Source organism: Streptomyces sp. NPDC005408, from assembly GCF_040606445.1.
GTDB lineage: Bacteria > Actinomycetota > Actinomycetes > Streptomycetales > Streptomycetaceae > Streptomyces.
Map to the genome: position 1 here is coordinate 1 of NZ_JBEXEX010000038.1, position 24,960 is coordinate 24,960.

Sequence of the window (24,960 nt, forward strand, 5' to 3'; positions counted from 1 at the left end):
GCTCATTGCCTCCGGGGAGATAGAGGGTGGATCCCGTGGCGTCCTTGCGGATCAGCCGTTGCCCCTGGGTGTCGTAGACGTAGCTGCTGGTCTCCCCCGGGACCGCCCGGCTCGGCGGAAGCACCGGCTCGTCGTGCGTCAGATCCGGCAGCCACCGCAGCCACTTCGGGAAGTACCAGTTGCGCTCTCCCAGCAGCGCCATGATCGCTGGGAGCAGCACCCCACGGATGATCGTGGCGTCGATCAGTACTGCCGCCGCGAGGCCGACACCCATCTGCTTCATCGACTGCATCGACAGCGTCCCGAAGATCGCGAACACCGCGACCATGATGACCGCCGCGCTCGTCACCACGCCCGCCGTCGTCACCACACCGTGCGTGATCGCCTCCTGCGTCCCGCGCCCCGCCATCTTCGCCTCGCGGATCCGCGACACCACGAACACGTGGTAGTCCATCGAGAGCCCGAACAGGATCACGAACAGGAACAGCGGCAGCCAGGCGATGATCGCGCCCACGCCCTCGGCGCCGACCAGCGATGCGCCCCAGCCGTGCTGGAAGACCGCGGTGAGGATGCCGTACGCGGCGCCCACCGACAGCAGGTTGAGCACGATCGACGTGATCGCGATCGTCAGCGAGCGGAACGAGAGCAGCATCAGGACGAACGCGAACACCACCACGAAGGCGAAGACCGGGGTCACCGCGCCCGTGAGCTGGTCGTTGAAGTCCTTCGACCCCGCGACCTGGCCGCTGATCGGAGCCTGCAGACCGTCGACCTTGCCGAGCGTGGCGGGCCTGACCTCCTTGCGGAGGATGTCCAGGCTCTTGCCCGCCTTGTCCTGGTCGGAGCCGCCCACCAGCGGTACGTAGACGAAGGCGAGGTTCTGCGCGTCGTGCATCACGACCTCGACCGGGCCGCGGGAGGCACCCGAACTCACCGCACGCTCACGGAAGTCGGCGATTGCCTGCTTCACCGGGGCCGCGTTGATGTCGTCCGCCTTGACGACGACCTCCGCCGGATCCGTACCGCCCGGGAACGCCTCGTTGACCCGCTGGTATGTCGCCACGATCGGCAGCGAGTCGCCGAACTCCTGGTCCAGCGTGAAGTTCTGGGTCTTCATGCCGAGCGCGGGCAGCGCGATCGCGACCAGCGCGCCCGCCGCCACCACCAGCGAGACTATGGGCCGCTTCAGTACGCCGCCGAGGACGCGGCTCCACACGCGGCTTCCGCCGTCCGGGCCGTTCACGCCGCGCTTCAGGCGGTTGAGGAAGGGGATGCGTCCCTTGTCGACCCGCTCGCCGAGCAGCGAGAGCACCGCCGGAAGCACCGTCACCGAGCCGACCATCGCCACGGCCACCACGATCAGCGAGGCGAGGCCCATGGACTGGAACTCACCGATCCCGGTGAAGAGCATGCCCGCCATCGCCACACACACCGTCACACCCGAGACGATGACGGCCCGTCCGCTGGTCGCGGCCGCGATCTGCATGGCCGAGTGCGCGTCGCGCCCCTTCGCCCGTTCCTCGCGCTCACGCCGCAGATAGAACAGGCAGTAGTCGACGCCGACCGCCAGACCGACCAGCAGCATCACGGAGTTTGCCGAGTCACCCATGGGCTGGAAGTGGCTGACGACGCCCATCAGACCCATCGTCGCCATGATCGCCGTGATGGCCAGAGCTACCGGCAGCAGGGCCGCCACCACCGCGCCGAAGGCGATCAGCAGAATGCCGAGCGCGACCGGTACCGCCGAGAGCTCCGCCTGCTGGAAGTCGTCACCGAAGGCCTCGTCGAAGGTCTTGTGCATACTGGCGCCGCCGATCTCCTCGATCCGCAGCTCCTTGTGGTCGTCCTGGACCTTGGCAACGGCCTTCAGAACCGGTTCGATCCGGTCGCCCGCCGTCTCGGGGTCCCCGCGCACGTCGAACTGGACGAGCGCGCTGCGACCGTCCTTGGAAATGGTCTTGGTGTCGTACGGAGACGTCACGTTGGTGACTGCACCCGTGCCGCCGACCGCCTTGACGACCACGTCGACGGCCTTGTGGAACTCCGCGTCGGTCGCCCTGGACGTTCCGTTGCGGGCCTGGACGAGCACGGACTCGCCGGCGGGTTCCTCGATGCCCGCGTCCTCCGTGATCTGCGCGGCCTGTGTGGTCTCGCCCTTCAGCTGATCGGTCTCCTTGAGCTCAACCAGACCCGCGGCCGAACCGGCCACCATGGCGAGCAGGACGAAAAGTACCCAGATCCCCACGGCGGCCCAGCGGTGCCGAGCGCTCCAGCCGCCGGCCCGCGCGGCGATTCCGCGCGGACCCCCTCCTGCGTTCCCCATGACAGCCCTGCCCCCTCAAGCGTGACGTCGGCGCGGCGCCGTCGTCTCCGCTTCGAAACTAAGGGCGGAATCAAGCCTTCTCCTCCTGCCCGCCGGTGACCCCGCACGCCGGTTCTCTCCTCCTTTCGGACCGGTCGCGTCCCCGACAAGGAGGATGGAAGCCCCTTACATGTAAAGGGGTTGGGGGTGAAGTCCCACTTGTGCGGCGCTGGCCGATTCCTTATTACGGAACCTTGTTGTCTGAGTCACAGCTGTATGAAGGTCTTGATCTGGGCGCGTCAATCGGTCAGGGTTTCGAGTCGGCCCCCGGAATTTTTCCGTCCGCGGGCCAATCCCCCCACAAAAACTGAATGACGAGGAGTCCCCTCTTCATGGCAACTCACAAGCGCGCGAGCAGGATCAAGCTCACCGCGGCCATAACTGCCGTGGCTGCCGCAGCCGGAGTGACCGTACTCGGCACGTCCTTCGCGGGAGCCGCAACTCCCGCCGAGGGCACCGTCTACGGTGCGAACGCCGAAGGCGCCGTCGCCGGCAGCTACATCGTGATGCTGGACCAGAAGGCCGACAAGCAGGACCTGGCCAAGGAGTACGGCGGCAAGCTGCAGCGCAACTACAGCTCCGCCATCAACGGCTTCTCCGCCAGCGGCCTTTCGGAGACCGAGGCCAAGCGCCTCGCCGCCGACCCGGCCGTCGCCAAGGTCGTCCAGAACAAGAAGTTCTCGATCAACGAGACCCAGGACAACCCGCCGTCCTGGGGCCTGGACCGTATCGACCAGGCCGACACCGCCGGCGACAAGAAGTACACCTACCCGGACAGCGCCGGCGAGGGTGTGACGGCGTACGTCATCGACACCGGAGTCCGCATCTCCCACAAGGACTTCGGCGGCCGCGCCGCGCACGGCTTCGACGCCGTCGACAACGACGACTCCGCCGACGACGGCAACGGCCACGGCACGCATGTCGCGGGCACCATCGCCGGCTCCACGTACGGTGTCGCCAAGAAGGCGAAGATCGTCGCCGTCCGTGTCCTCGACGACAACGGCTCCGGCACCACCGAGCAGGTCGTCGCGGGCATCGACTGGGTCACCAAGAACCACAAGGGCCCGTCCGTCGCCAACATGAGCCTCGGCGGCGGCGCCGACGAGGCGCTCGACGAGGCTGTCCGCAAGGCGATCGCCTCCGGCGTCACCTTCGCGGTCGCGGCCGGCAACGAGTCCACCGACGCGAGCCAGGGCTCCCCGGCGCGCGTCAAGGAGGCCATCACCGTGGCGTCCTCCACCGAGGACGACAAGCAGTCGGACTTCTCCAACTTCGGTGAGATCGTGGACATCTACGCCCCCGGCTCGGAGATCACCTCGGCCTGGAACGACAGCGACGAGGGCACCAAGACCATCTCCGGCACCTCCATGGCGACGCCGCACGTCGTCGGCGCCGCGGCGGTCTACCTCGGCGCCCACCAGGACGCCACGCCGGAGCAGGTGGCCAAGGCGCTGACCGACGGCGCCACGCCCGACAAGATCAGCAACCCCAGCGCGGGCACGCCCAACAAGCTGCTGAAGGTCGCCGAGTAACCGACGGACTACGTCGCTGAGCCGGCGGTCGCCGTGCCCTCCCCCACGGGGCGCGGCGGCCGCCTTAGGGTGTGTGCCCATGACCACGAGGTATGCGGCACTCCTGCGCGGGATCAATGTGGGCGGGCACAAGAAGGTCCCGATGGCCGAACTCCGTGAACTGCTCACGGAACTGGGCCACACAGACGTCACCACGTACCTGCAGAGCGGCAACGCCGTCTTCAGCAGCGCATCGGCCGACGAGAAGGCGATCGGCACGGCTCTGGAGCGCGCCATCGAAAAGCGCTTCGGCTTCGGCGTCGACTGTCTGGTGCGCAGCGCCCCGTATCTGAAGGCCGTGGCCGACGACTGTCCCTTTCCGGCCGACGAGCTGGAGGGCAAGCAGCTGCACGTCACCTACTTCTCTGAGCCGGTCGGACCCGAGCGGCTCGCCTCGATCGACACGGCGGCGTATCTGCCGGAGGAGTTCCGGCTCGGCGACCGGGCGCTGTACCTGTACGCGCCGAACGGCCTCGGCCGCTCCAAACTCGCCGAAGCGCTCGCGAAACCCAGGCTGTTCAAGGGCATCATCGCCACCAGCCGCAACTGGAACACGGTTCTCAAACTGGTGGAGCTGACCCGTGACTGACCCCACGGATGCCGTCAGCGCCGCCATGGAGGCGGAGTTCCGCCTCCTCGACCCGTCGGTCCGCCTCTCGCCGCAGCGCATGGCCGAACTGCTCCACCCGGACTACCGGGAGTTCGGCACCTCGGGCCGTATCTGGGACCGCGACTCGCTCATCGCGGCCATCGTCTCGCGGGACGCCCCCGCGCCACGGCCGATCACCACCTCACGGATACAGGGCACCCAGCTCGCCCCCGACCTGGTGCATCTGACCTTCGACACCGAGACGGGAGCGCATCGCGCGCACCGCAGCTCGCTGTGGCGGCTGACCGACGACGGCTGGCTGCTCTACTTCCACCAGGGCACGCGGTTCAGCGGCGAGGGAGGGCCGCCGGACCGGCTCCGGTGACCACGCCGAGATCAGGGCTCACTCGCCGCGCCTGTCGCATTTCTTCAAGCCCACGGGTATCCGCCACTCCTACGGTCGAGGGCATGGAGAACGAGTACACGTGCATGAAGGAATGCGCCGCCGAAGCCGCCCGTGTCGCACGCGGGGTCGCCGACGACCGGATGTCCGAGCCCTCCGGGTGCGGTGAGTGGGACGTGCGGACGCTGGTCAACCACTGGGTCCTCTACACCTCACACGGTCTGGAGCACCGTGCTACGCGCAAGCAGCTCCCGGACGAGCTCACCGGGCGGGACTTCGCATCCGACGCCGACTGGGCGGAGCAGTACGCCGCCCAGCTGGAGCGCGCGGTCGCCGCCTGGTCGGACCCCGCGGTGTGGGAGGGCGAGGTCGACCTCGGCTTCACCAAGATGCCCGCTGCCGAGATCGCCGGTCTGGTCACCAAGGAGATGGCCGTGCACGGCTGGGACGTGGCACGGTCCACCGGGCAGGAGTTCCGGATCTCCGACGCCTCGGCCCGGATGATCCTGGAGGTGGTCGACGCGCACGCCGAGGTCTACCGGCAGTACGACGGCTTCGCCGAGCCGGTGCCGGTTTCCGAGGACGCGTCCGCGTTCGAGCTGGCCCTGGCGCACAGCGGGCGCGACCCCCGGGCCTGACCGGTAAATGGCCCATGGAATACCCCGGTGATTGGACCAGAAGGCTGAGCCAATCCATCGGTAGCGTCTATGCCATGACGAGCAATGGCAACGACACGATGACCCGGGTCGACTTCTACTTCGACCCCGCCTGCCCCTTCGCCTGGATCACCTCGCGCTGGATGCTGGAGGTCGAGCGGGTGCGCCCGCTCGACCTCCGCTTTCATGTCATGAGCCTCTATCTGCACAACACCGGCAACGAACTCCCGGACTGGTACCGCGAGTTGGTCGACAAGTCGATCGGTCCGGTTCGGGTGGCCGCGGCCGCCGCGTGGGAGTACGGCGACAAGATCCTGCGCGACCTCTACACCGCCTTCGGTACCCGGATCCACGTGCAGGACAACAAGGACTTCGACCAGGTCGTCGCCGATTCCCTGGCCGAGCTGGGCCTGCCGCCGTCGCTCGCGAAGGCCGCGCACGACGATGCGTACGACGAGGCCGTGCGCCGAAGCCACGACGCGGGCAAGGACCCGGCTGCCGACGCCTACGTCGGCACGCCCACCATCCATGTCGACGGCACGGTCTGGTTCGGCCCGGTCCTGAACTCCATCCCGCGCGGCGAGGAGGCGGGCCGTCTCTTCGACAGCTTCCGGGTCATCGCGGGCTACCCGGACTTCTTCGAGCTGAAGCGCACCCGCACCGGCAGCCTGAACTTCGGCTGACCTGCCGCCACCTGGCCCTCAGGCAGTGATCGCGAGCGGCCGCTCGCTCCGCGCCTCGTCATAGCGCTCAAGGAGCAGTCGCGCCAACTCCGGCGCCGGACCGAGGACATCGGCCAGCACGTCCGCCTCCTGCGCGCCGGCGGCGATGCGGTCCGGGAGGCGGCCCGGCGCGATGACGTACGGAGCCACCGCGACCCGTCGTACGCCCTGCGCCCTGAGCTCGCGCACCGCATCCTCGGTGCGCGGAAGAGATGCGGAGGCGAACGCAGGCCGCACGGCGCACCAACCGGTGTGCCGCAGCTCCCGCGCTACATCTGCGATCACTGCGATCGCCTCCGGGTCTGTGGAGCCCGCCGAGGCCAGCACGAGGCCCGTCGAGCGCTTCTGGTCCGCGTCGAGCCCGGCCTCGTACAGCCGCCGCTCAAGAGCGGACAGCAGCAGCGGGGACGGGCCGAGCACGTCGGCCTGCTGGATGCGCAGAGCCGGCGGGGCCCCCCGCAGTACGGCCGGGATGTCGGCCTTCGCGTGGAAGGCGCGGGTCAGCAGCAGCGGGAGCGCGACCACATCCTCGACGCCTTCGGCCGCGAGCCGCTCAAGGACCTGTGGCACGGCAGGGGCGTTGAAGTCCAGGAAGCCCGTCTCCACGCGCAGCCCCGGCCGCAGCGCCCTGGCCCGCTCCACCAGGGCATGCACGGTCGCGGCGTGCCGCGGGTCGCGGCTGCCGTGGGCGATGACGAGGAGGACGGGGCTGTGCATGGGACGGCTCAGTTCTTGACGAGGAGACCGCGGCTGCGCAGCACCGACCGCTCCAGCGGGCTGAAGATCAGCAGGTCGATGGCGATACCGACGATCAGGATGAGCAGGATGGCGAGGAAGACGCCCGGCATGTCGGAGTTGTTGCGGCCGTTCTCGAGCAACTGCCCGAGTCCCAGGCCGAGATCGGGGGAGGAAGCGATGATCTCCGCAGCCATCAGCGAGCGCCAGGAGAAGGCCCAGCCCTGCTTCAGGCCGGCGAGATAGCCGGGCAGCGCGGCAGGCATCACGATGTGCCAGGTGCCCTTGAGCCCGGTCGCACCGAGGGTGCGGCCCGCCCGCAGATAGAGCGGTGACACCTGGTCGACGCCCGACACCAGGCCGTTGGCGATCGACGGCACGGCGCCGAGCAGGATCACCGCGTACATCATCGAGTTGTTGAGCCCGAGCCAGATGACGGCCGGCGGCACCCAGGCCACGGACGGCAGCGACTGCAGACCCGACAGGATCGGACCGATTGCGGCCCGGACGAACTTCACCCGGGCGACCAGCAGTCCCAGCGGCGTACCGATGGCGAGCGCCAGCAGGAAGCCGAGCAGACCGCGGGAGACGCTGGTCCAGACGACCTCGAGCAGCGTGCCCGCCAGCCACATGTCGGACACGCTGTCCCACACCGCGGACGGGGAGGGCAGGCTGCCCTCGTCGGTGACCTTGGCCGTGACCAGGGCCTGCCAGACGACGATCACCAGAGCGACGGCGGTCAGCGGCGGCAGGACCTTCTTGAGCAGCACCTCGCGTACGGGCGTGCGGCGGACCTGCACCGCGTCGAGTGCGTCCAGCCCGGCTTCGAGCCCGGCCAGATCGTCGGCCTTCGCGGCGGCCTTGGTCTCAGTGCTGGCCATGACGGCGGATCTCCCCACGCAGTTCCTCGGTGATCTCGACGGACAGCTCCGCCACGGCGGCGTCCTCGATACGGCGCGGCTGGTCGATGTTCACGGTCCACTCACGGGCGATCCGGCCCGGACGGGAGGACAGCAGCACCACACGCTCGGCCAGCCGCACCGCCTCCCGCACGTTGTGGGTGACGAAGAGGACCGAGACGTTCGTCTCGCGCCAGATCCGGGTCAGCTCGTCGTGCAGTACGTCCCGGGTGATGGCGTCGAGCGCCGCGAACGGCTCGTCCATCAGCAGCAGCTGGCTGTCCTGGGCGAGAGCCCGGGCCATCGCCACGCGCTGGCGCATACCGCCCGACAGCTCGTGCACCCGCTTGCCGTACGCGCCCTGGAGCCGTACGAGCTCAAGCAGCCGCTCCGCCTCCGAGCGCCGCTCGGTCTTGGCGACGCCGCGCAGGCGCAGCGCCAGTTCGATGTTCTTGCCCGCGGTCAGCCACGGGAACAGAGCGTGCTCCTGGAACATCAGGGCGGGCCGCCCGCCGGGGGTCGCGATGGACCCCGCGGTCGGACGGTCGAGCCCCGCCACCAGATTGAGCAGAGTCGACTTTCCGCACCCGGAGGCTCCCAGGAGGGTGACGAACTCGCCCGGAGCGACATCGAGGGTGATGTCGTCCAGGACGAGCTGCTGCCCGGAAGGTCCGGCGAAGGACTTCGAGACATGCTCGAGACGGGCGGCGTGTTCGACCGTCACGCGGTCATCGGCCTTGGCGATCGCTGTGGCCATGGTCGTCACCTCCTGGGAACTCGGTCGGATGCGGGGTTACTTGACGCCGAGCGAGGCGTCGACGGCCGCGGGCTTGCCCTCGGCCTTGAGGACCTTGTTGAGCAGCGACAGGTCGTAGATGCCGGCCAGGTCGGGCTTCTCCAGCAGGCCCGCCTTCACCGCGTGGTCCGCCTCGGTCTGGAGCGTCGCGGCCAGAGGGTCATCGGTGAACTGGATCGACTTCCACGCCGGGTCGAGCACCTCGGGCTTCAGCGCCTTGCCGGTGAGCGCCTCGAGCTTGGCGTTCGCGGACGCCTTCGCCTTGTCCGGGTTGGCGTTGATCCACGCGTTGGTCTTCACCGAACCGCGCAGCACGGCCTCGACGACGTCCGGGTGCTCCTTGAGGAACTTCTGCGACACGATGATGTTCGTGATCACGAACTTCTTGTCGGGCCACAGCGTCGACTCGTCGAGCAGCACCTTGCCGCCCTCGCTGACCAGCTTGGACGCCGTCGGCTCCGGCACCCAGGCACCGTCGATGGAGCCGGCCTTGTAGGCGTCCGGGGTCACCTTGTTCTCCGTACGGACGACGGAGACGTCGCCCTTGCCGCTCTGGGAGTCGACCTTCCAGCCCTTCTCGGCAATCCAGTTCAGGAACGCGACGTCCTGGGTGTTGCCGAGCTGCGGCGTGGCGATCTTCTTGCCCTTGACGTCGTCCAGGGTCTTGATCTTGGCCGGGTTCACCACGAGCTTCACACCGCCGGAGGCCGAACCGCCGATGATGCGCAGGCTCTTGCCCTTGGACTTGGTGTAGCCGTTGATGGACGGCGAGGGACCGATGAAGCCGATGTCGATGGAGCCCGCGTTCAGCGCCTCGATCTCGGAAGGCCCGGCGTTGAAGGTGGTCGACTTGAGCTTGGTCCCGCCCAGCTCCTTCTGGATCAGCCCCTCCTGCTCGCCGACCAGCGCGGTGGCGTGCGTGAGGTTCTGGAAGTAACCGAGCTTGACGGTGTCGGCGGAGAGCTTCTCGCCCTTGGCTGCGGGAGCGACGTTGTCGTCCTTCTTCGCCTCGGAACCGTAGCCGCAGGCGGTGAGCGCCACAGCGAGCACAGGGAGGGCGGCGGCAGCAACGAGACTGCGGCACAAGGTGGTACGGCTGGCAGGCACGGGAGGGTTTCCTCTCGGAGGCCCGGTTCTTACGTCACGTGGGACGCGGCCGGGAGTGTCGGCGTCTTCGTCGGTGCAGGCTGTGGGGGGTGCGGGCGCGCAGGCAGTGCGCGTACGTCATCGCGCACATCGCGCCACCCCGCCCGTGCCCGCGCCGAGCGTGCCGCTGCCGACGCGGCCGCCCTCCTTCGCGAACGTGGCGTAGAAGTCCGTTGTCATCAGAAGTCCCAGCCCTCGTCGTCGGTCTCGTCCTTGACCGGCTCGGGGCTGGCGAAGGACTCGCCGACCATACCCGCGGTGAGCGTGGTGCCGTCCGCGGGGTCGATCAGGATGAAGGAGCCGGTGCGGCGGGAGTCGGCGTACGAGTCGAGCGGCAGCGGCTCGGCGGTGCGGATCTTGACGCGGCCGATGTCGTTGGCGACCAGTTGCCCAGGGTGCGGGTGCAGGGACAGGTCGTCGAGGGTCAGCCGGGACGGGATGTCCTTGACGATCGCCTTGACCGTTCGGGTGCCGTGCTTGAGCAGCACCCGGTGGCCGACGGTGAGCGGCTGGTCGGCGACGTGGCAGACGGTCGCCTCGACGTCCTGGGTGGTCGCGGGCGCGTCCTTGCTCGGCACGATCAGGTCGCCGCGCGAGATGTCGATGTCGTCCTCCAGCAGGAGGGTGACGGACTGCGGGGTCCAGGCGATGTCCACAGCCTGGCCGAGCAGGTCGATCCTGGCGATCTTCGAGGTGCGGCCCGCGGGCAGCACGGTCACCTGCTCGCCGACGCGGAACGTGCCGGCCGCGATCTGGCCCGCGTAGCCCCGGTAGTCGGGGTGCTCCACGGTCTGCGGACGGATCACGTACTGCACGGGCAGCCGGGCGTGGCAGCCGGTCAGATCGTGGCTGACCGGGACCGTCTCCAGGTGCTCGAGGACGGTCGGGCCGCCGTACCAGTCCATGTTGGCGCTGGGCTCCACCACGTTGTCGCCCGCGAGCGCCGAGATCGGGATCGCGGTGATCTCGGGGACGCCGAGGGAAGCGGCATACGAGGTGAACTCCTCGGCGATCGCGGCGAAGACGGGCTCGGCGTACTCGACGAGGTCCATCTTGTTGACGGCGAGGACGACATGCGGGACGCGCAGCAGGGCGGCGACGGCGGCATGGCGGCGGGTCTGCTCGACGACACCGTTGCGGGCGTCGACCAGCACGACGGCCAGCTCGGCCGTGGACGCGCCGGTCACCATGTTCCGCGTGTACTGCACATGGCCCGGGGTGTCGGCGAGGATGAACCGCCTGCGTGCGGTGGCGAAGTAGCGGTAGGCGACGTCGATGGTGATGCCCTGCTCACGCTCGGCCCGCAGACCGTCCGTGAGCAGCGCCAGGTCCGGTGTCTCCTGGCCGCGCGAGCGGGAGGCCTGCTCGACGGCCTCCAGCTGGTCGGTCAGCACCGACTTGGAGTCGTGCAGCAGCCGCCCCACGAGGGTGGACTTGCCGTCGTCGACGGACCCGGCGGTGGCGAAACGCAGCAGGGTGGTGGCCGAGATCCCGGCGAGCTGTTCGGTCGTGGTCGTCATGGCTAGAAGTACCCTTCGCGCTTGCGGTCTTCCATCGCTGCCTCGGACATCTTGTCGTCGGCGCGGGTGGCGCCCCGCTCGGTGAGCCGGGATGCGGCGATCTCGGCGATCACGGCGTCGAGCGTGGTGGCGTCGGAGTCGACGGCGCCGGTGCAGGACATGTCGCCGACGGTGCGGTAGCGGATCAGCCGCGTCTCGACGTTCTCCGACTCCTTGGGGCCGCCCCACTCGCCGGCGGTCAGCCACATGCCGTTGCGGGCGAAGACCTCACGCTCGTGCGCGAAGTAGATGTCGGGCAGCTCGATCTTCTCGCGCTCGATGTACTGCCAGACGTCCAGTTCGGTCCAGTTGCTCAGGGGGAACACGCGGACGTGCTCGCCGGGCGCGTGGCGGCCGTTGTAGAGCTGCCACAGCTCGGGCCGCTGGCGGCGCGGGTCCCACTGCGAGAACTCGTCACGCAGCGAGAACACCCGCTCCTTGGCGCGCGCCTTCTCCTCGTCCCGGCGGCCGCCGCCGAACACCGCGTCGAAGCGATGCTCTTGGATGGCCTCGGTCAGCGGCACGGTCTGGAGCGGATTGCGCGTCCCGTCGGGACGCTCGCGCAGCTTCCCGGCGTCGATGTAGTCCTGTACGGATGCCACATGCAGCCGGAGGTTGTGCTGCGCCACCGTACGGTCGCGGTACTCCAGAACCTCGGGGAAGTTGTGCCCGGTGTCCACGTGCAGCAGCGTGAAGGGGATCGCCGCGGGGGCGAAGGCCTTCAGCGCCAGATGCAGCATGACGATGGAGTCCTTGCCGCCGGAGAAGAGGATCACCGGCCGCTCGAACTCGCCCGCAACCTCGCGGAAGATGTGCACCGCCTCGGACTCCAGCGCGTCCAGGTGCGACAAGGCGTACGGGCTGTCGGTGCCGTCGTGAACAGTGGCGGCCGTCGTCATGCCAGACCCCTCTCGGTGAGCAGCGCGTGAAGCGCCGCCGCGGACTCCTGCACGGTCTGCTGGTGCGACTCGATCCGCAGATCAGGGCTCTGCGGCTCCTCGTACGGGTCGTCCACACCGGTCAGCCCGCTGATCTCGCCCGCGGCCTGCTTGGCGTAAAGACCCTTCACATCGCGTACGGAGCAGACCTCGACCGGAGTCGCGACATGCACCTCGACGTACGGCGTGCCCTCTGTGGCGTGGCGCTTGCGCACAGCCTCGCGGCTGTCCTCGTACGGGGCGATCACCGGCACCAGCGCCTTGACGCCGTTGGACGCCAGCAGCTCGGCGACGAAGCCGATCCGCTGGACGTTGGTGTGCCGGTCCTCGCGGCTGAAGCCGAGGCCCGCGGAGAGGAACTCGCGGATCTCGTCGCCGTCGAGCACCTCGGTGCGGTGGCCGTCGGCGCGCAGCCGCTCCGCCAGCTCGAAGGCGATGGTGGTCTTGCCCGCGCTCGGCAGACCGGTGAGCCAGATGGTGGCCCCAGTCACGTGCTTGTCTCCCAGAATCGTCATCCGTGCAGCCCGCATTCGGTCTTGCCCCGCCCGGCCCAGCGGCCGGCCCGGGCGTCCTCGCCCTCCAGCACCCGGCGGGTGCAGGGTGCGCAGCCCACGGAGGCGTAACCGTCCATCAGCAGCGGGTTGGTGAGGACGCCGTGCTCGGCGACGTAGGCGTCCACGTCGTCCTGCGTCCAGCGGGCGATCGGCGAGACCTTGACCTTCTGCCGCTTCTCGTCCCAGCCGACGACCGGGGTGTTGGCCCGGGTCGGGGACTCGTCGCGGCGCAGGCCCGTCGCCCACGCCTCGTACGCGGTCAGTCGTTCTTCGAGGGGCTTGACCTTGCGCAGGGCGCAGCACAGGTCCGGGTTGCGGTCGTGGAGCTTCGGGCCGTACTCGGCGTCCTGCTCGGCCACCGACTGACGGGGCGTGAGCGTGATGACGTTGACGTCCATCACGGCCTCGACCGCGTCGCGGGTCCCGATGGTTTCGGGGAAGTGGTAGCCGGTGTCGAGGAAGACGACGTCGACGCCGGGGAGTACACGGGAGGCGAGATGGGCGACCACCGCGTCCTCCATCGACGAGGTGACGCAGAAGCGCGGACCGAAGGTGTCGGCCGCCCACTTCAGGATCTCCAGTGCGGAGGCGTCTTCGAGGTCCCGCCCGGCCTGCTCGGCGAGCTCCCGAAGATCCGTTGCCTGAGTCGTCGTCATATCTCCTGCCCTTCACCGTCGTTGCGCTGAAGCCCTCGGGTCAGCAGCCCGAGGAACTTCAACTGGAAGGCTCGGTTGCAGGCTGCGCATTCCCACGCGCCGTGACCCTGCTCGTTGGGACGCAGGTCCTCGTCGCCGCAGTAGGGGCAGTAGAAGGGTGCGGCACGCTCGCTCATGACAGTGCCTCCTCGGACGCACGCGCCGCCCAGGTGGCGAAGCGCTCGCCGTCCTCGCGCTCCGCCTGGAAGCGCTTGAGCACACGCTCGACGTAGTCGGGCAGCTCCGTGGAAGTGACCTTCAGGCCACGGACCTTGCGCCCGAAGCCCGCCTCCAGGCCCAGCGCGCCGCCCAGGTGCACCTGGAAGCCCTCGACCTGATTGCCGTCGGGGTCGAGCATGAGCTGGCCCTTGAGACCGATGTCCGCGACCTGGATACGGGCGCAGGCATTGGGGCAGCCGTTGATGTTGATGGTGATCGGCTCGTCGAACTCGGGGATGCGGCGCTCGAGTTCGTCGATGAGCGAGGCACCGCGCGCCTTGGTCTCGACGATGGCCAGCTTGCAGAACTCGATACCGGTGCAGGCCATGGTGCCGCGCCGGAAGGGGGAGGCGTTGACTTGCAGGTCCAGCGCCTCAAGGCCGGCGACGAGGGATTCGACCTGCGCTTCCTCGACGTCGAGCACGATCATCTTCTGCTCGGCGGTGGTACGCAGCCGGCCCGAGCCGTGCGCTTCCGCGACCTCGGCGATCTTCGTCAGGGTCGTACCGTCCACACGGCCGACGCGCGGGGCGAAGCCGACGTAGAAGCGGCCGTCCTTCTGCTTGTGCACACCGAGGTGGTCGCGCCAGGTTCCGGTCGGCTGCTCGGGCGCGGGGCCGTCGATCAGCTTCCGCTGCAGGTAATCGTCCTCCAGGACCTGGCGGAACTTCTCCGCGCCCCAGTCGGCGATCAGGAACTTCAGCCGGGCGCGGGTGCGCAGCCGGCGGTAGCCGTAGTCACGGAAGATGCCGATGACACCGCCGTACACGTCCGGGACCTCGTCCAGCGGGACCCAGGCACCCAGCCGGACACCGAGCTTGGGGTTGGTGGAGAGTCCTCCGCCGACCCACAGGTCGAAACCGGGACCGTGCTCGGGGTGGTTGACGCCCACAAAGGCGATGTCGTTGATCTCGTGCGCGACATCGAGCTGCGGGGAGCCGGAGATGGCGGACTTGAACTTGCGCGGCAGGTTGGAGAAGTCGGGGTTGCCGATGAAGCGGCGCTGGATCTCGTCGATGGCGGGGGAGCCGTCGATGATCTCGTTCTCGGCGATGCCCGCCACGGGCGAGCCGAGGATCACCCGGGGAGTGTCACCGCAGGCCTCGGTGGTCGACAGGCCGACCCCTTCGAGACGGCGCCAGATCTCCGGGACGTCCTCGATCCGGATCCAGTGGTACTGGACGTTCTGCCGGTCGGTGATGTCGGCGGTGCCGCGCGCGAACTCCTGCGAGATCTCGCCGATCACCCGCAGCTGCTCGGTGGTCAGCCGCCCGCCGTCGATACGGACGCGCAGCATGAAGTACTTGTCGTCCAGCTCCTCCGGCTCCAGGATCGCGGTCTTGCCGCCGTCGATCCCGGGCTTGCGCTGGGTGTAGAGCCCCCACCAGCGCATCCGTCCGCGCAGGTCGGCGCCGTCGATCGAGTCGAAGCCGCGGTGGGCGTAGATCGTCTCAATGCGTGTCCGCACATTGAGACCGTCGTCGTCCCTCTTGGTCTGCTCGTTGGCGTTCAGCGGCGTCATGTGGCCAACAGCCCACTGACCCTCACCACGGTGGCGCCCGGCCTTGCGGCGGGGCGTGGTGGGGGCGGGTTTTTCGGGGGTGGCGGCCATGGCGGTATGTCCTTCGAGACTGCAGGAGGGCGGCTCTGAGCTGCACACTCGCGCGGGGGCGCGACGATGCGCAGGGGGAGTGAAGAGTGCGGGATGCTCGGCTGTGCTGTTCTTTCAGCAGGCCGGACAGATGGCGCTGGACATGCGGCCGAGGTCGACGTGCCGCCGACTCACCAAGGCAATTCCAGTTCCAGACATGACGGAAGCGTGTCACGGCGGTCCAAGGGCAGTCCACCGTTATCCAGAATGTGGACAACACCGTCCCGCATCGCGAGACAGTGTGTTGCCCGTCACTCAGCCGTGGGCACCGGGCCAGGGGCCGGGAGCGGCCGTCTCGGTCTCCTGCTCGACCTTCGTGTCGAAGAGAGTGAAGCCCCGCCGCAGGTAATTGTCCATCGCATGCGGGCCGTCCTTGGAGCAGGTGTGCAGCCAGACACGCTTCGTCGGCGCGACGCCCGGCCGGCGCTCCGCAAGGTCCCAGGCCCTGGCCACTCCGTACGAGAGCAGATGGCCGCCGATCCGGCGTCCCCGGAAGGCCGGGATCAGCCCGAAGTAGGCGATCTCTACAGAGCCCCCCTCCTGCGCCTCCAGCTCCACATAACCGGCCGGGGTGCCCTTCTCGTACGCCACCCAGGTCTCGGTGCCCGGCCGCGCGAGCAGTTCCACCCACTGCGCGTACGTCATGCCGAGCCGGTCGTTCCAGTGGATGTCACCGCCGACGGCCGTATACAGGAAGCGGCTGAACTCGGGCGAAGGCACCTCGGCGCGGACGATCCGCAGATCTCCTTCCGGGGCGGGGGACGGCCGCAGATCCGCGGGCGAGGTCTGTTCCAGGGACCAGGTGGTCACAGTGATGCTCATGCGCGCCAGGGAATCACGCCGCCCTGAACAGGCCAAAAGCGGTGCCGGAGCGTGCCAGGACGGTCACTCCTCCCCGCGGCGTGCCCGGCGCACCGCCGGGGCCGTGGAGTACGGCAGCAGCTCGGCCGGCTCGGGCGGCCCGACCAGCTCCACCTCGACGTCCTCGGCGAAGCGGTACGGGCGGTGCGCCAGCACCTGTGCCAGATGCCGCCGCAGCCGCGACATCTCGGCCCGTACCGTCACCGTCCGCGTCGGATCCTCGAAGATGTCGTGCGCCAGCTGCGCGGCGCTGCGCCCGTCGGGGTGCAGCGCCAGTACGTACAGCAGCTCGGCATGGCGCGGGCTGAGCTCCTTGGCCCAGCTGCCCGCCTCGCCGGAGACGGTCACCGAAGGCCGCCGCGGTCTGCTGAGATCCAGTACGACCCGGGTCGGCGCCGCCGTGGACCGCTCCTCCACCCGCACCAGCCAGCCGCCGGGCAGCGGCTCGATCGTGCACATGCCCAGCGAGGGCAGCCAGACGCGGCTGCCGATGGACTTCGGCAGCGGCAGCCGCCCGGGCGGCTGCATCCCGGTGACCGCGGCGGGCCAGCCGTTCACATCGACGGCCAGCGCCCGGCCCGTCATCCGCGCGAGCAGCGGCGACGCCACGGTGCGCAGCCGGTCCAGCGTCGCGAAATGCCCGTTGCGCAGTTCGGCCTCGGCGAGCCGGGTGACCGAGGTGACCAGCGAGAGGGTCGCCGGATGCATCGTGGACAGCGGTCCGCTGACATCGACCACACCGATCAGCCTGCCGTCGCGCGGATCGGTGACCGGAGCGCCCGCGCAGGTCCAGGTGTCGTGGGAGGAGACGAAGTGCTCCGCGGAGTGCACCTGGACGGGCCGCCGGGAGACCAGGGGAGTGCCGACGCCGTTGGTGCCGACGAGGCCCTCGTTCCAGTCGGCGCCCAGGACGAAGCCGTGCGCGTCGCCCTTGCGCAGCACGGTCGACTTGCCCTCGCGCCAGAGCACCCGCCCCTCCGGGTCCGCGACGACCATGATGTGCTGCGCCGCCTCCGCGATCGAGACCAGACCGTCCCGCAGTACGGGCAGCACCTCCCGCAGCGGCGATGCCTGTCTGCGGCGTTCGATCTCCTCCAGCGGCAGGAGACCCGCTCTGCGGTCCCGGTCGGGATCGACGCCGCGGCGCAGCATCCGCTGCCACGACTCCTCGATGTCGGCCCGTGGGGCGACCCGGGAGCGGCGCCCGCTGAGCGCGGCGTCCCGTACCCCCTTCAGTAACCGGGCGGCGTCCGCGGTGTCCATGGCGGAGAGCCTGGCCAGATCGAGCGTTGTGTTCTGCACTGGGTCCTCCAGGGCGACGCCAGCGTCCGAGTGCGGGGGGCTGGCTCAATCCTGCCCCTCCCGGGGCGGCGCACGCGGCGTTACGGCGCACAAGGCTGCAACCCTTTGCAACCCTCGCGAACGGGCGTGCGCTTGTACGAAGGTGACGGTGCACCGGTTCGCCGGTGGTCGTGCGCTGCTCCGCACTGCGGGGCGCATGACGGAGCGCGGGGTGGTGCCGTGTCGGCGCAGCACCACCCCGACAGCCCTCATACAGGTCTCAGACCACGGCTCGCGCCCGCTCGACGACCGACCCCAGATCGAGTGTGTGCGGCAGCGTGCCGAAGGCAGTGCCCCAGTCCCCGCCGAGCCGTGACGCGCAGAACGCGTCCGCCACCTCCGGCGGCGCCCAGCGCACCAGCAGCGAGCCCTGAAGCACCAGCGCCATCCGCTCCACCAGTCGCCGCGCCCGTGCCTCGATGCCGTTGAGATCGGCCAGTTCGGTCAGCAGGGCCTTGATCGCCCCGTCGAGGCGGTGGTCGGCGCCCCGGGCCGTGCCGACCTCCTGCAGGAAGGCGTTCAGCGCCTGCGGCTCACGCTGGAGGGCGCGCAGGACGTCCAGCGCCTGGACGTTGCCCGAGCCCTCCCAGATCGAGTTGAGCGGCGACTCGCGCAGCAGCCGCGGCAGGCCCGACTCCTCGACATAGCCGTTGCCGCCCAGGCACTCCAGGGATTCGGCCACGGTCGGCGTACACCGCTTGGTCACCCAGTACTTGGCGGCGGGCACCGCGAGCCGCAGGAAGGCCCGCTCCTCCTCCGTATCGGCGTCGTACGCGGCGGCGAGCCGCAGCGCCAGCGTCGTTGCCGCCTCCGACTCCAGTGCCAGATCGGCCAGTACGTTGCGCATCAGCGGCTTGTCGATCAGCAGCCCGCCGAACGCGCTGCGGTACGCGCTGTGGTGGATCGCCTGAGCCACCGACTGCCGCATGAGCGCGGCCGATCCGACGACACAGTCCAGCCGGGTCGCCGCCACCATCTCGATGATGGTGCGCACCCCACGGCCCTCCTCGCCGACGCGGCGCGCCCAGGTCCCGTCGAACTCGACCTCGCTCGACGCATTGGACTTGTTGCCCAGCTTGTCCTTGAGGCGCTGGATCCGGAACACATTCCTGGTCCCGTCCTCCAGCACCCGCGGCACCAGGAAACAGGTCAAACCACCGGCCGCCTGGGCGAGTACCAGAAAACCGTCACACATCGGAGCGGAGCAGAACCACTTGTGACCGGTGAGCAGATACTCCCCGTCGCCGGCGATCGGCTCCGCCCGCGTCGTATTGGCCCGGACGTCGCTGCCGCCCTGCTTCTCCGTCATCCCCATGCCGAACAGGGATCCCGCCTTCAGCGAGGCCGGGCGCAGCCCCTCCTCGTACGCCTCGGAGGTCAGCCGCGGCTCCCACTCCGCCGCCAGCGCCGGGTCCGTCCGCAGCGCGGGCACCGAGGCATGCGTCATCGACACCGGGCAGCCGTGCCCGGCCTCCGCCTGCGTCCACACCAGGAACCCGGCCGCGCGCCGCACATGCCCGGCAGGGCGGCCCCAGGCGTTGGTCAGCCCCGACGAGACGGCCTTGCCGAGCAGCCGGTGCCAGGACGGATGGAACTCGACCTCGTCGATCCGGTTCCCGTACCGGTCGTGCGTCCGCAGTTTCGGCGGATTCTCATTGGCCTGCACCCCCCACTCCTGGGCCTGCGCGGATCCCGCGGTCCGGCCGAGGGCCGAGAGCTCCTCCCGTACACCGTCGAGGAGTTCGGGAGCGACATGCCGCTCCACGCCTTCCGTCAGGGCCGGGTCGGACGTGTAGACGTCGTACCCCACCAGGGGCGGAGGCTGGTTGGTCACTGTGTGGGTGCTAGCTGCCATGCCGATACGGTAAGGAGGTGCAGGCAGCAAATGAAACACCCGAGCGGCCATCGGGCCGACTCCACCGGGCCCGAGTCCTCTACCGCAACGTCTCGAAGCGGAAGATGGCATGGCTGCTGCTGAAAGACACGGTCAATTCGTGCATCGAGTACCGCATCCTCGGCCTCGCCGCCGAGGCGGCGTTCTTCACGCTGCTGTCCCTGCCGCCGCTGCTGCTCGGCATGATCGGTCTCCTGGGCTATGTCGACAACTGGACCAACACCACGACCGTCGCCTCGATCGAGTCGAACATCCTGGACGCCGTGGGCACGGTGCTGTCCGAGCGTGGCGTCAACGAGATCGCCAAGCCCCTGCTGGAGGACGTCACCCACGGCGGCCGGCCGGACATCATCTCCATCGGCTTCGCCATCGCCCTGTGGTCGGGATCGCGGGCGGTGAATGTCTTCATCGACACGATCACCGTGATGTACGGCCTCGACGGCCAGCGCGGCATCGTCGCGACCCGGCTGCTCGCCTTCCTGCTCTACATCGTGGCCCTGCTGATCGGCGCGGTCGTGCTGCCGCTGGCGGTCGTCGGACCGGACCGGGTGGTGGAGATCATCCCGTGGGGCACGGAAGTGGTCAGCATCCTGTACTGGCCGGTGGTCAGCCTGCTCTCGATCGCCTTCCTGACCACGCTCTATCACGTGTCCGTCCCCGTCCGTTCCCCCTGGATCGAGGACGTCCCCGGCGCGCTGGTGGCGCTCGGGATGTGGGTGCTCGGCAGCTTCCTGCTGCGCATCTACCTCACCAGCACGGTCGAGGGCCCCACGATCTACGGCTCGCTCGCCGCCCCCATTGCCGTCCTGCTGTGGATCGGCCTGACCGCCTTCGCGGTCCTGGTGGGCGCGGCGGTCAACGCCGCGATCGACCGCGTCTGGCCGTCGGTCGCCACGGCGGCCGCCCGCGCGGCCAATGAGCGCATGCGCGCGGCCAACGCGGTGGAGATCGTCGCACGGGCGAAGGCGGCGCATGTCCTGGAAGAGGACGATGAGGACTTCGACGATGACGGGTACGAGGGGGGCGGCGGGGACATGCCGTCGGAGTTCCCCGAGCGGTGGTCGCGTTTCCTGCCGCCCGACGATGTGAAGTCCCGGCTGCACACAGGGCGGGACAACGGGCGGGACAGCCGCGACAAGGAGAACAACGGCGGGTAGGTGTCCCGGGGCGAATCGGTGTCCGGCGGGCCGCCTGAGCCGTAGCCTCGACGGTGTGTACGAGGAATGGCCGTCAAGGCTCGACGGTGCCGTCGTCTGGACACGGACGCCGTCGGCCGGCGCCGTGCATCCCGTACTCCCGGACGGCTGTATGGACCTGCTCTGGGCCGCTGGCCGTCTCCTCGTCGCAGGGCCCGACACCCACGCCTTCACCCCCGATGACGAGGGGAGTGTCAGATACGCGGGGGTGCGCTTCGCGCCCGGGACCGCGCCCGCGTTTCTCGGCGTACCGGCCCATGAGCTGCGCGACCGGCGGGTCGAGCTCGCCGATCTGTGGGGCGGCGCGGAGGCCCGCCGCCTCGCCGAGCGCATCGACGATGCCGTGGACCCGGCGGCGGAGCTCGAGGCGGTGGCACTGGCGCGGGCGGTCGAGTCCGTGCCGCCCGACCCGCTGCTGAGCGAGGTCGTACGGCGCCTGGATTCTGGCGGCACCGTCGCGGGCGCGGCGGCCGCCGTGGGCCTCGGCGCACGTCAGCTGCACCGGCGCTCCCTGGACGCGTTCGGATACGGGCCCAAGACACTGGCCCGCGTACTGCGGCTGCAGCGGGCGCTCGCGCTCGTCCGGGAGGACGTGCCGTACGCCGAGGCGGCACTGCGCGCGGGCTGCGCCGACCAGGCGCATCTCGCCCGTGAGATGCGCGATCTGGCCGGGATCACCCTGGGCGCCTACGAGGCGTTGGCGAACAGCGAGACGGCGCAGCCGTCGGGGTCGAGGACGACCGCGTAACGCTGGCCCCACTCCGCGTCCCAGGGCTTCAGGTGTCCTTGGTGACCGGCCGCGGTCAGCTCGGCGTAGACCGAGTCCACCTCGGCAGGGCTGTCGCAGAGGAAGGCCAGCCCGAGACGTTCGCTGCCCTCGGGGCGCGTCCAGTCGGGTTCGAAGGAGCGGATGACGTCCTCGGTGTCCCACAGCATGCGCAGGCCGCCGCGCAGCGTCGCCTCGACGTGGGGAGCGGATTCGGCGTCGGCGGGGATGTCCAGGCCGAGCCGGCGGTAGAAGGCGAGAGAGGCGGCCATGTCGGCGACGACGAGGCCGATCGCATCGAGTCGTGGAGTCATGACCTCACCGTAGGCAGGGCTGCGGCCTGCGGTCTTGAACGAATCGGACGTCCGCGGATGCTCGGGGCCCTGTGTCCGGGCGTCACAGTTTCGTAAGGCGGGACGGGCATGGACCGCACTGCGGGCAGAGCACACTGGCCGTATGCACACCATTCTGGTCGTCGACGACGATCCGACCGTCGCCGAAGTCGTCACCGGCTATCTGGAGCGCGCGGGCTTCACCGTGGACCGGGCCGCCGACGGGCGGCAGGCGCTGCGGATCGCCGCCGACCGGCTGCCCGACCTGGTCGTCCTCGATCTGATGCTGCCGGGCATGGACGGCCTTGAGGTGTGCCGCAGGCTCCGCGCCGGGGCGTCGGCGGCAGTGCCCGTGATCATGCTGACCGCGCGCGGCGACGAGGATGACCGGATCCTCGGACTCGAAATCGGGGCGGACGACTATGTGACCAAGCCGTTCAGCCCGCGCGAGCTGGTGCTGAGGGTCGAGTCCGTACTGCGCAGGGGTGGCACTGCGGGCGATCGGCGGACCGGGCCCGAGCTGGCCGCAGCGGGCATCGTGCTGGACCCGGCGGCGCGGCGGGCCACCAAGGACGGGCTCGAACTGGGCCTGACCCTGCGGGAGTTCGATCTGCTGGCGCATCTGATGCGGCACCCGGGCGAGGCGATCGGCCGGGAGCGGCTGATGCACGACGTGTGGGGCTGGGAGTTCGGCGATCTGTCCACCGTCACGGTCCATGTACGGCGGCTGCGCGGCAAGATCGAGGACGATCCGGCCAGGCCCCGGCTGATCCAGACGGTGTGGGGCGTGGGCTACCGCTTCGACGTGCCGAAGGAAGACGTGCCGCGGGGAGACGTGCCGAAGGAACAGGACGCCCCGCTGCCGCGAGAAGAGGCCTGACCACCGTGAGCGACATGCTTCTCATCGCCCTCTTCGCCTTCCTCGGGGCCGCCGCCGTCGGCCTGCTCGGCGCGCTGGTCCTGCGCGTGCTGCGCCACCGCTCGGTCGCCGTCTCGCTCACCATCGTGGTCGCCGTCGCCGTCACCGCCATGCTCGCCGGGACGCTCGCCGTCGCCCAGGCGATGTTCCTGTCCGCGCACGACCTCACCGTCGTGACCACGGTCGTCGCGATGGCGGCGGTCGTCTCGCTCGCCACCGCGCTGCTGCTCGGCCGGTGGGTCGTCGCGCGCAGCCGCGAACTCGCCCTGGCGGCACGCTCGTTCGGCGACGGCGGCTCCTTCGCCGCCCCCGACGGCGCCTCCACCGCCGAACTCGCAGCACTCAGCCGCGAACTCGCCGCCACCAGCGACCGGCTCGCCGCATCCCGCGAGCGCGAACGCGCCCTGGAAACCTCCCGCCGGGAGCTCGTCGCCTGGATCTCGCACGATCTGCGCACCCCGCTCGCCGGGCTGCGCGCCATGTCCGAAGCCCTGGAGGACGGCGTCGTCGCCGACCCGGCCCGCTACCACCGCCAGATCCGTACCGAGGTCGACCGTCTCAACTCCATGGTCGGCGACCTCTTCGAGCTCTCCCGCATCCACGCGGGCACGCTGGCCCTCACCCCCACCCGGATGTCGGTCTACGACCTGGTGGGGGAGGCGCTCGCCGGTGCGGACCCGCTGGCCCGCGAGCACGGCGTACGCCTCGTCGGGGACATGGTCGAGCAGGTCCCGGTAGAGGTGGACGGCAAGGAGATGACCCGCGTCCTGGCGAACCTCCTGGTCAACGCCATCCGCCGGACCCCCGCCGACGGCACCGTCGCCGTCGCCGCCGAACGCCGCGAGGACTGGGTCGTCCTCTCCGTCACCGACGGCTGCGGCGGCATCCCGGAGGAGGACCTGCCCCGGGTCTTCGACACCGGCTGGCGCGGCACCCAGGCCCGTACGCCCCCGGCGGGCGCGGGTCTCGGCCTCGCCATCGTCCGCGGCATCGTCGAGGCGCACGCGGGCCGCGCCGACGTGCGCAATGTGACGGGCGGCTGCCGCTTCGAGGTGTCACTGCCCGCCGCGGCGGCACAGGGCAGCTGAAACAGCGTCAGTCCGTATGCGTGACCGCCGAGTCGGCCGGGCAGTGAACCGGCGATGGCCTTGGGGGAGGTATCGCGATCTGTAACCGGCAGAAGGCAGGGGTGCGGACGTATGGCGTCAGCAGCGAAGTGGCAATTCCAGGACGACCGCGGGAGGGTGGCCGCAGCCGCGGTGACGCCGACGAGGCCGGTGGCCTACATCCAGGCCGGAGCGACACTCTTCGACCACGGCATACGCCCGGTCGGCCTCTTCGGCTCCAACCACGACGGCGACAGCGCCGATCCGGCCAAGGCCGGGGCGCTGCCGCTCGCGGACATCGCCTATCTGGGCTCGGGAACAGCCGTCGAGGCGGACGCGGTTCTGCGTGCGGAACCCGATCTGGTGGTCGCGGTCGCCTACGGCACCGACCAGGTCTACGGCCTGGACCCGGACACGGCGAAATACATCGAGGAACGCGTGCCGGTCGTGGTCGTCGACGTGGGCCAGGGACGTTCACTGGGCGAGGTGCGTGACCGGTTCACGGCGCTCGCCCACTCGCTCGGGGCGGCGGCGGACGAATCGGGAGAAGCTGAACTGGGGCGCGCGGAGCGGCGGTTACGGACCCTCGCGGCCGGGGCCGCGCGGCTGCGCGTACTGGCCCTGTCGCCCGCCTCCCCGGACAGCGTGCATCTCGCCAGGCCACGGGCGTGGCCGGACCTGAGAGCGCTGGCCGACTGCGGCATCGGCCTGGTCGAGCCCGAGCGCGGGCCGGGCGCCAACTGGTCCACCGTCGACTGGACCGTGGCCGCCTCTACGCGGCCGGACATCGTGCTGACGGACGTACGGGCCAACGCCCTGCCCGTCGACCGGCTCGCCGGGATCGAGGAGTGGCAGTCCGCGGCGGGCGGCGCGGCGCGGCTGGTGCCGTGGAACCCTGAGATTCCGGGCAGCCACGTGGCGCACGCGCGGTTCTTCGATGCGGTTGCGGACGCGCTGGAGGCGTCTGCGGGATGACTGGCGGCAAGCCCCCAGACCCCCGGTTCGCCCTTCGGGCGTAGTCCTCAAACGCCGGACGGGCTTGATTTCCGC

26 protein-coding genes are annotated in these 24,960 nt (G+C 69.8%); 10 read left to right on the forward strand and 16 right to left on the reverse strand.

The features are described from left to right. A partial coding sequence (locus tag ABZS64_RS28160; protein WP_355835416.1) for an MMPL family transporter occupies positions 1-2,323 on the reverse strand: 2,323 nt, incomplete at its 3' end. Positions 2,324-2,694: 371 nt separating this feature from the next. Between ABZS64_RS28160 and ABZS64_RS28165 the strand changes: the two genes are divergently transcribed. The 5 genes from ABZS64_RS28165 to ABZS64_RS28185 all read left to right on the forward strand — a co-directional run bounded on the left by ABZS64_RS28165 (position 2,695) and on the right by ABZS64_RS28185 (position 6,264). Next, positions 2,695-3,894, forward strand: a complete 1,200-nt coding sequence (locus ABZS64_RS28165; protein ID WP_355835419.1) for a S8 family peptidase — start codon at positions 2,695-2,697, stop codon at positions 3,892-3,894. Between the two features lie 79 nt (positions 3,895-3,973). After that, positions 3,974-4,522 carry a DUF1697 domain-containing protein gene (locus tag ABZS64_RS28170; RefSeq protein ID WP_355835422.1) on the forward strand — a complete coding sequence of 183 codons (549 nt, stop codon included), beginning with the start codon at positions 3,974-3,976 and terminating at the stop codon, positions 4,520-4,522. After that, positions 4,515-4,907: a nuclear transport factor 2 family protein gene (locus ABZS64_RS28175; protein ID WP_355835425.1), complete on the forward strand. Its 393-nt coding sequence runs from the start codon at positions 4,515-4,517 to the stop codon at positions 4,905-4,907. The genes ABZS64_RS28170 and ABZS64_RS28175 overlap by 8 nt, the downstream gene beginning before the upstream one ends. An 83-nt stretch (positions 4,908-4,990) precedes the next feature. Continuing rightward, a complete protein-coding gene (locus ABZS64_RS28180; protein ID WP_355835427.1) occupies positions 4,991-5,563 on the forward strand; it encodes a TIGR03086 family metal-binding protein in 573 nt (190 codons plus the stop codon). A 74-nt stretch (positions 5,564-5,637) separates the two neighbouring features. Next, the gene (locus ABZS64_RS28185) at positions 5,638-6,264 is read left to right on the forward strand and encodes a DsbA family protein (protein ID WP_355835430.1); all 627 of its coding nucleotides are present in this window, start codon (positions 5,638-5,640) and stop codon (positions 6,262-6,264) included. An 18-nt stretch (positions 6,265-6,282) separates the two neighbouring features. On the opposite strand, the gene ABZS64_RS28190 is transcribed toward ABZS64_RS28185, so the two are convergent. The 14 genes from ABZS64_RS28190 to ABZS64_RS28255 all read right to left on the reverse strand — a co-directional run bounded on the left by ABZS64_RS28190 (position 6,283) and on the right by ABZS64_RS28255 (position 19,552). Continuing rightward, positions 6,283-7,020 carry a sirohydrochlorin chelatase gene (locus tag ABZS64_RS28190; RefSeq protein WP_355835432.1) on the reverse strand — a complete coding sequence of 246 codons (738 nt, stop codon included), beginning with the start codon at positions 7,018-7,020 and terminating at the stop codon, positions 6,283-6,285. Positions 7,021-7,028: 8 nt separating this feature from the next. Then, the gene (locus ABZS64_RS28195) at positions 7,029-7,919 is read right to left on the reverse strand and encodes an ABC transporter permease (protein WP_355835435.1); all 891 of its coding nucleotides are present in this window, start codon (positions 7,917-7,919) and stop codon (positions 7,029-7,031) included. Next, positions 7,906-8,694: an ABC transporter ATP-binding protein gene (locus tag ABZS64_RS28200; protein WP_355835438.1), complete on the reverse strand. Its 789-nt coding sequence runs from the start codon at positions 8,692-8,694 to the stop codon at positions 7,906-7,908. Before ABZS64_RS28200 ends, ABZS64_RS28195 begins: the two co-directional genes overlap by 14 nt. Before the next feature lie 36 nt (positions 8,695-8,730). Next, complete coding sequence (locus ABZS64_RS28205; RefSeq protein WP_355835441.1) at positions 8,731-9,840, reverse strand: aliphatic sulfonate ABC transporter substrate-binding protein; 1,110 nt, start codon at positions 9,838-9,840, stop codon at positions 8,731-8,733. Positions 9,841-10,058: 218 nt separating this feature from the next. Beyond that, positions 10,059-11,399 carry a GTP-binding protein gene (locus ABZS64_RS28210; RefSeq protein WP_355835443.1) on the reverse strand — a complete coding sequence of 447 codons (1,341 nt, stop codon included), beginning with the start codon at positions 11,397-11,399 and terminating at the stop codon, positions 10,059-10,061. A gap of 2 nt (positions 11,400-11,401) precedes the next feature. Beyond that, positions 11,402-12,337 carry a sulfate adenylyltransferase subunit CysD gene (gene cysD / locus ABZS64_RS28215; RefSeq protein ID WP_355835446.1) on the reverse strand — a complete coding sequence of 312 codons (936 nt, stop codon included), beginning with the start codon at positions 12,335-12,337 and terminating at the stop codon, positions 11,402-11,404. Next, positions 12,334-12,906 carry an adenylyl-sulfate kinase gene (gene cysC, locus ABZS64_RS28220; RefSeq protein ID WP_355835450.1) on the reverse strand — a complete coding sequence of 191 codons (573 nt, stop codon included), beginning with the start codon at positions 12,904-12,906 and terminating at the stop codon, positions 12,334-12,336. The genes cysD and cysC overlap by 4 nt, the downstream gene beginning before the upstream one ends. After that, the gene (locus ABZS64_RS28225; protein WP_355835453.1) at positions 12,888-13,586 is read right to left on the reverse strand and encodes a phosphoadenylyl-sulfate reductase; all 699 of its coding nucleotides are present in this window, start codon (positions 13,584-13,586) and stop codon (positions 12,888-12,890) included. Before ABZS64_RS28225 ends, cysC begins: the two co-directional genes overlap by 19 nt. Continuing rightward, on the reverse strand, positions 13,583-13,762 hold the full coding sequence (locus ABZS64_RS28230; protein ID WP_355835456.1) for a hypothetical protein: 180 nt from the start codon (positions 13,760-13,762) through the stop codon (positions 13,583-13,585). Before ABZS64_RS28230 ends, ABZS64_RS28225 begins: the two co-directional genes overlap by 4 nt. Beyond that, entirely contained in the window at positions 13,759-15,456 is a 1,698-nt protein-coding gene (locus ABZS64_RS28235; RefSeq protein ID WP_355835459.1) for a nitrite/sulfite reductase, read from the reverse strand. Before ABZS64_RS28235 ends, ABZS64_RS28230 begins: the two co-directional genes overlap by 4 nt. Before the next feature lie 114 nt (positions 15,457-15,570). Continuing rightward, a complete protein-coding gene (locus tag ABZS64_RS28240; RefSeq protein ID WP_313904670.1) occupies positions 15,571-15,654 on the reverse strand; it encodes a putative leader peptide in 84 nt (27 codons plus the stop codon). Between the two features lie 96 nt (positions 15,655-15,750). Beyond that, positions 15,751-16,317, reverse strand: a complete 567-nt coding sequence (locus ABZS64_RS28245) for a GNAT family N-acetyltransferase (protein ID WP_355835462.1) — start codon at positions 16,315-16,317, stop codon at positions 15,751-15,753. Positions 16,318-16,380: 63 nt separating this feature from the next. Next, positions 16,381-17,619, reverse strand: coding sequence for a GAF domain-containing protein (locus ABZS64_RS28250; RefSeq protein ID WP_355835588.1), 1,239 nt, complete (start codon positions 17,617-17,619; stop codon positions 16,381-16,383). Between the two features lie 298 nt (positions 17,620-17,917). Beyond that, the gene (locus ABZS64_RS28255) at positions 17,918-19,552 is read right to left on the reverse strand and encodes an acyl-CoA dehydrogenase family protein (protein WP_355835465.1); all 1,635 of its coding nucleotides are present in this window, start codon (positions 19,550-19,552) and stop codon (positions 17,918-17,920) included. A gap of 17 nt (positions 19,553-19,569) precedes the next feature. Here ABZS64_RS28255 and ABZS64_RS28260 point away from each other — a divergent pair, with 17 nt between their 5' ends. Then, complete coding sequence (locus tag ABZS64_RS28260; protein ID WP_355835468.1) at positions 19,570-20,748, forward strand: YihY/virulence factor BrkB family protein; 1,179 nt, start codon at positions 19,570-19,572, stop codon at positions 20,746-20,748. Positions 20,749-20,803: 55 nt separating this feature from the next. Next, positions 20,804-21,535, forward strand: a complete 732-nt coding sequence (locus ABZS64_RS28265) for a DUF6597 domain-containing transcriptional factor (protein WP_355835471.1) — start codon at positions 20,804-20,806, stop codon at positions 21,533-21,535. Here ABZS64_RS28265 and ABZS64_RS28270 read toward each other — a convergent pair. Beyond that, positions 21,475-21,867 (reverse strand): VOC family protein, encoded by a 393-nt coding sequence (locus tag ABZS64_RS28270; RefSeq protein ID WP_355835474.1) that lies wholly within the window; start codon positions 21,865-21,867, stop codon positions 21,475-21,477. The two genes, ABZS64_RS28265 and ABZS64_RS28270, sit on opposite strands and share 61 nt — an antisense overlap. A 142-nt stretch (positions 21,868-22,009) precedes the next feature. On the opposite strand from ABZS64_RS28270, the gene ABZS64_RS28275 reads away from it, so the two are divergent. The 3 genes from ABZS64_RS28275 to ABZS64_RS28285 all read left to right on the forward strand — a co-directional run bounded on the left by ABZS64_RS28275 (position 22,010) and on the right by ABZS64_RS28285 (position 24,885). Next, positions 22,010-22,765 (forward strand): response regulator transcription factor, encoded by a 756-nt coding sequence (locus ABZS64_RS28275; RefSeq protein ID WP_355835477.1) that lies wholly within the window; start codon positions 22,010-22,012, stop codon positions 22,763-22,765. A 5-nt stretch (positions 22,766-22,770) separates the two neighbouring features. Next, positions 22,771-23,892 carry a HAMP domain-containing sensor histidine kinase gene (locus tag ABZS64_RS28280; protein ID WP_355835480.1) on the forward strand — a complete coding sequence of 374 codons (1,122 nt, stop codon included), beginning with the start codon at positions 22,771-22,773 and terminating at the stop codon, positions 23,890-23,892. Between the two features lie 111 nt (positions 23,893-24,003). Then, positions 24,004-24,885, forward strand: a complete 882-nt coding sequence (locus ABZS64_RS28285; RefSeq protein ID WP_355835483.1) for an ABC transporter substrate-binding protein — start codon at positions 24,004-24,006, stop codon at positions 24,883-24,885. Positions 24,886-24,960: the final 75 nt, after the last annotated feature.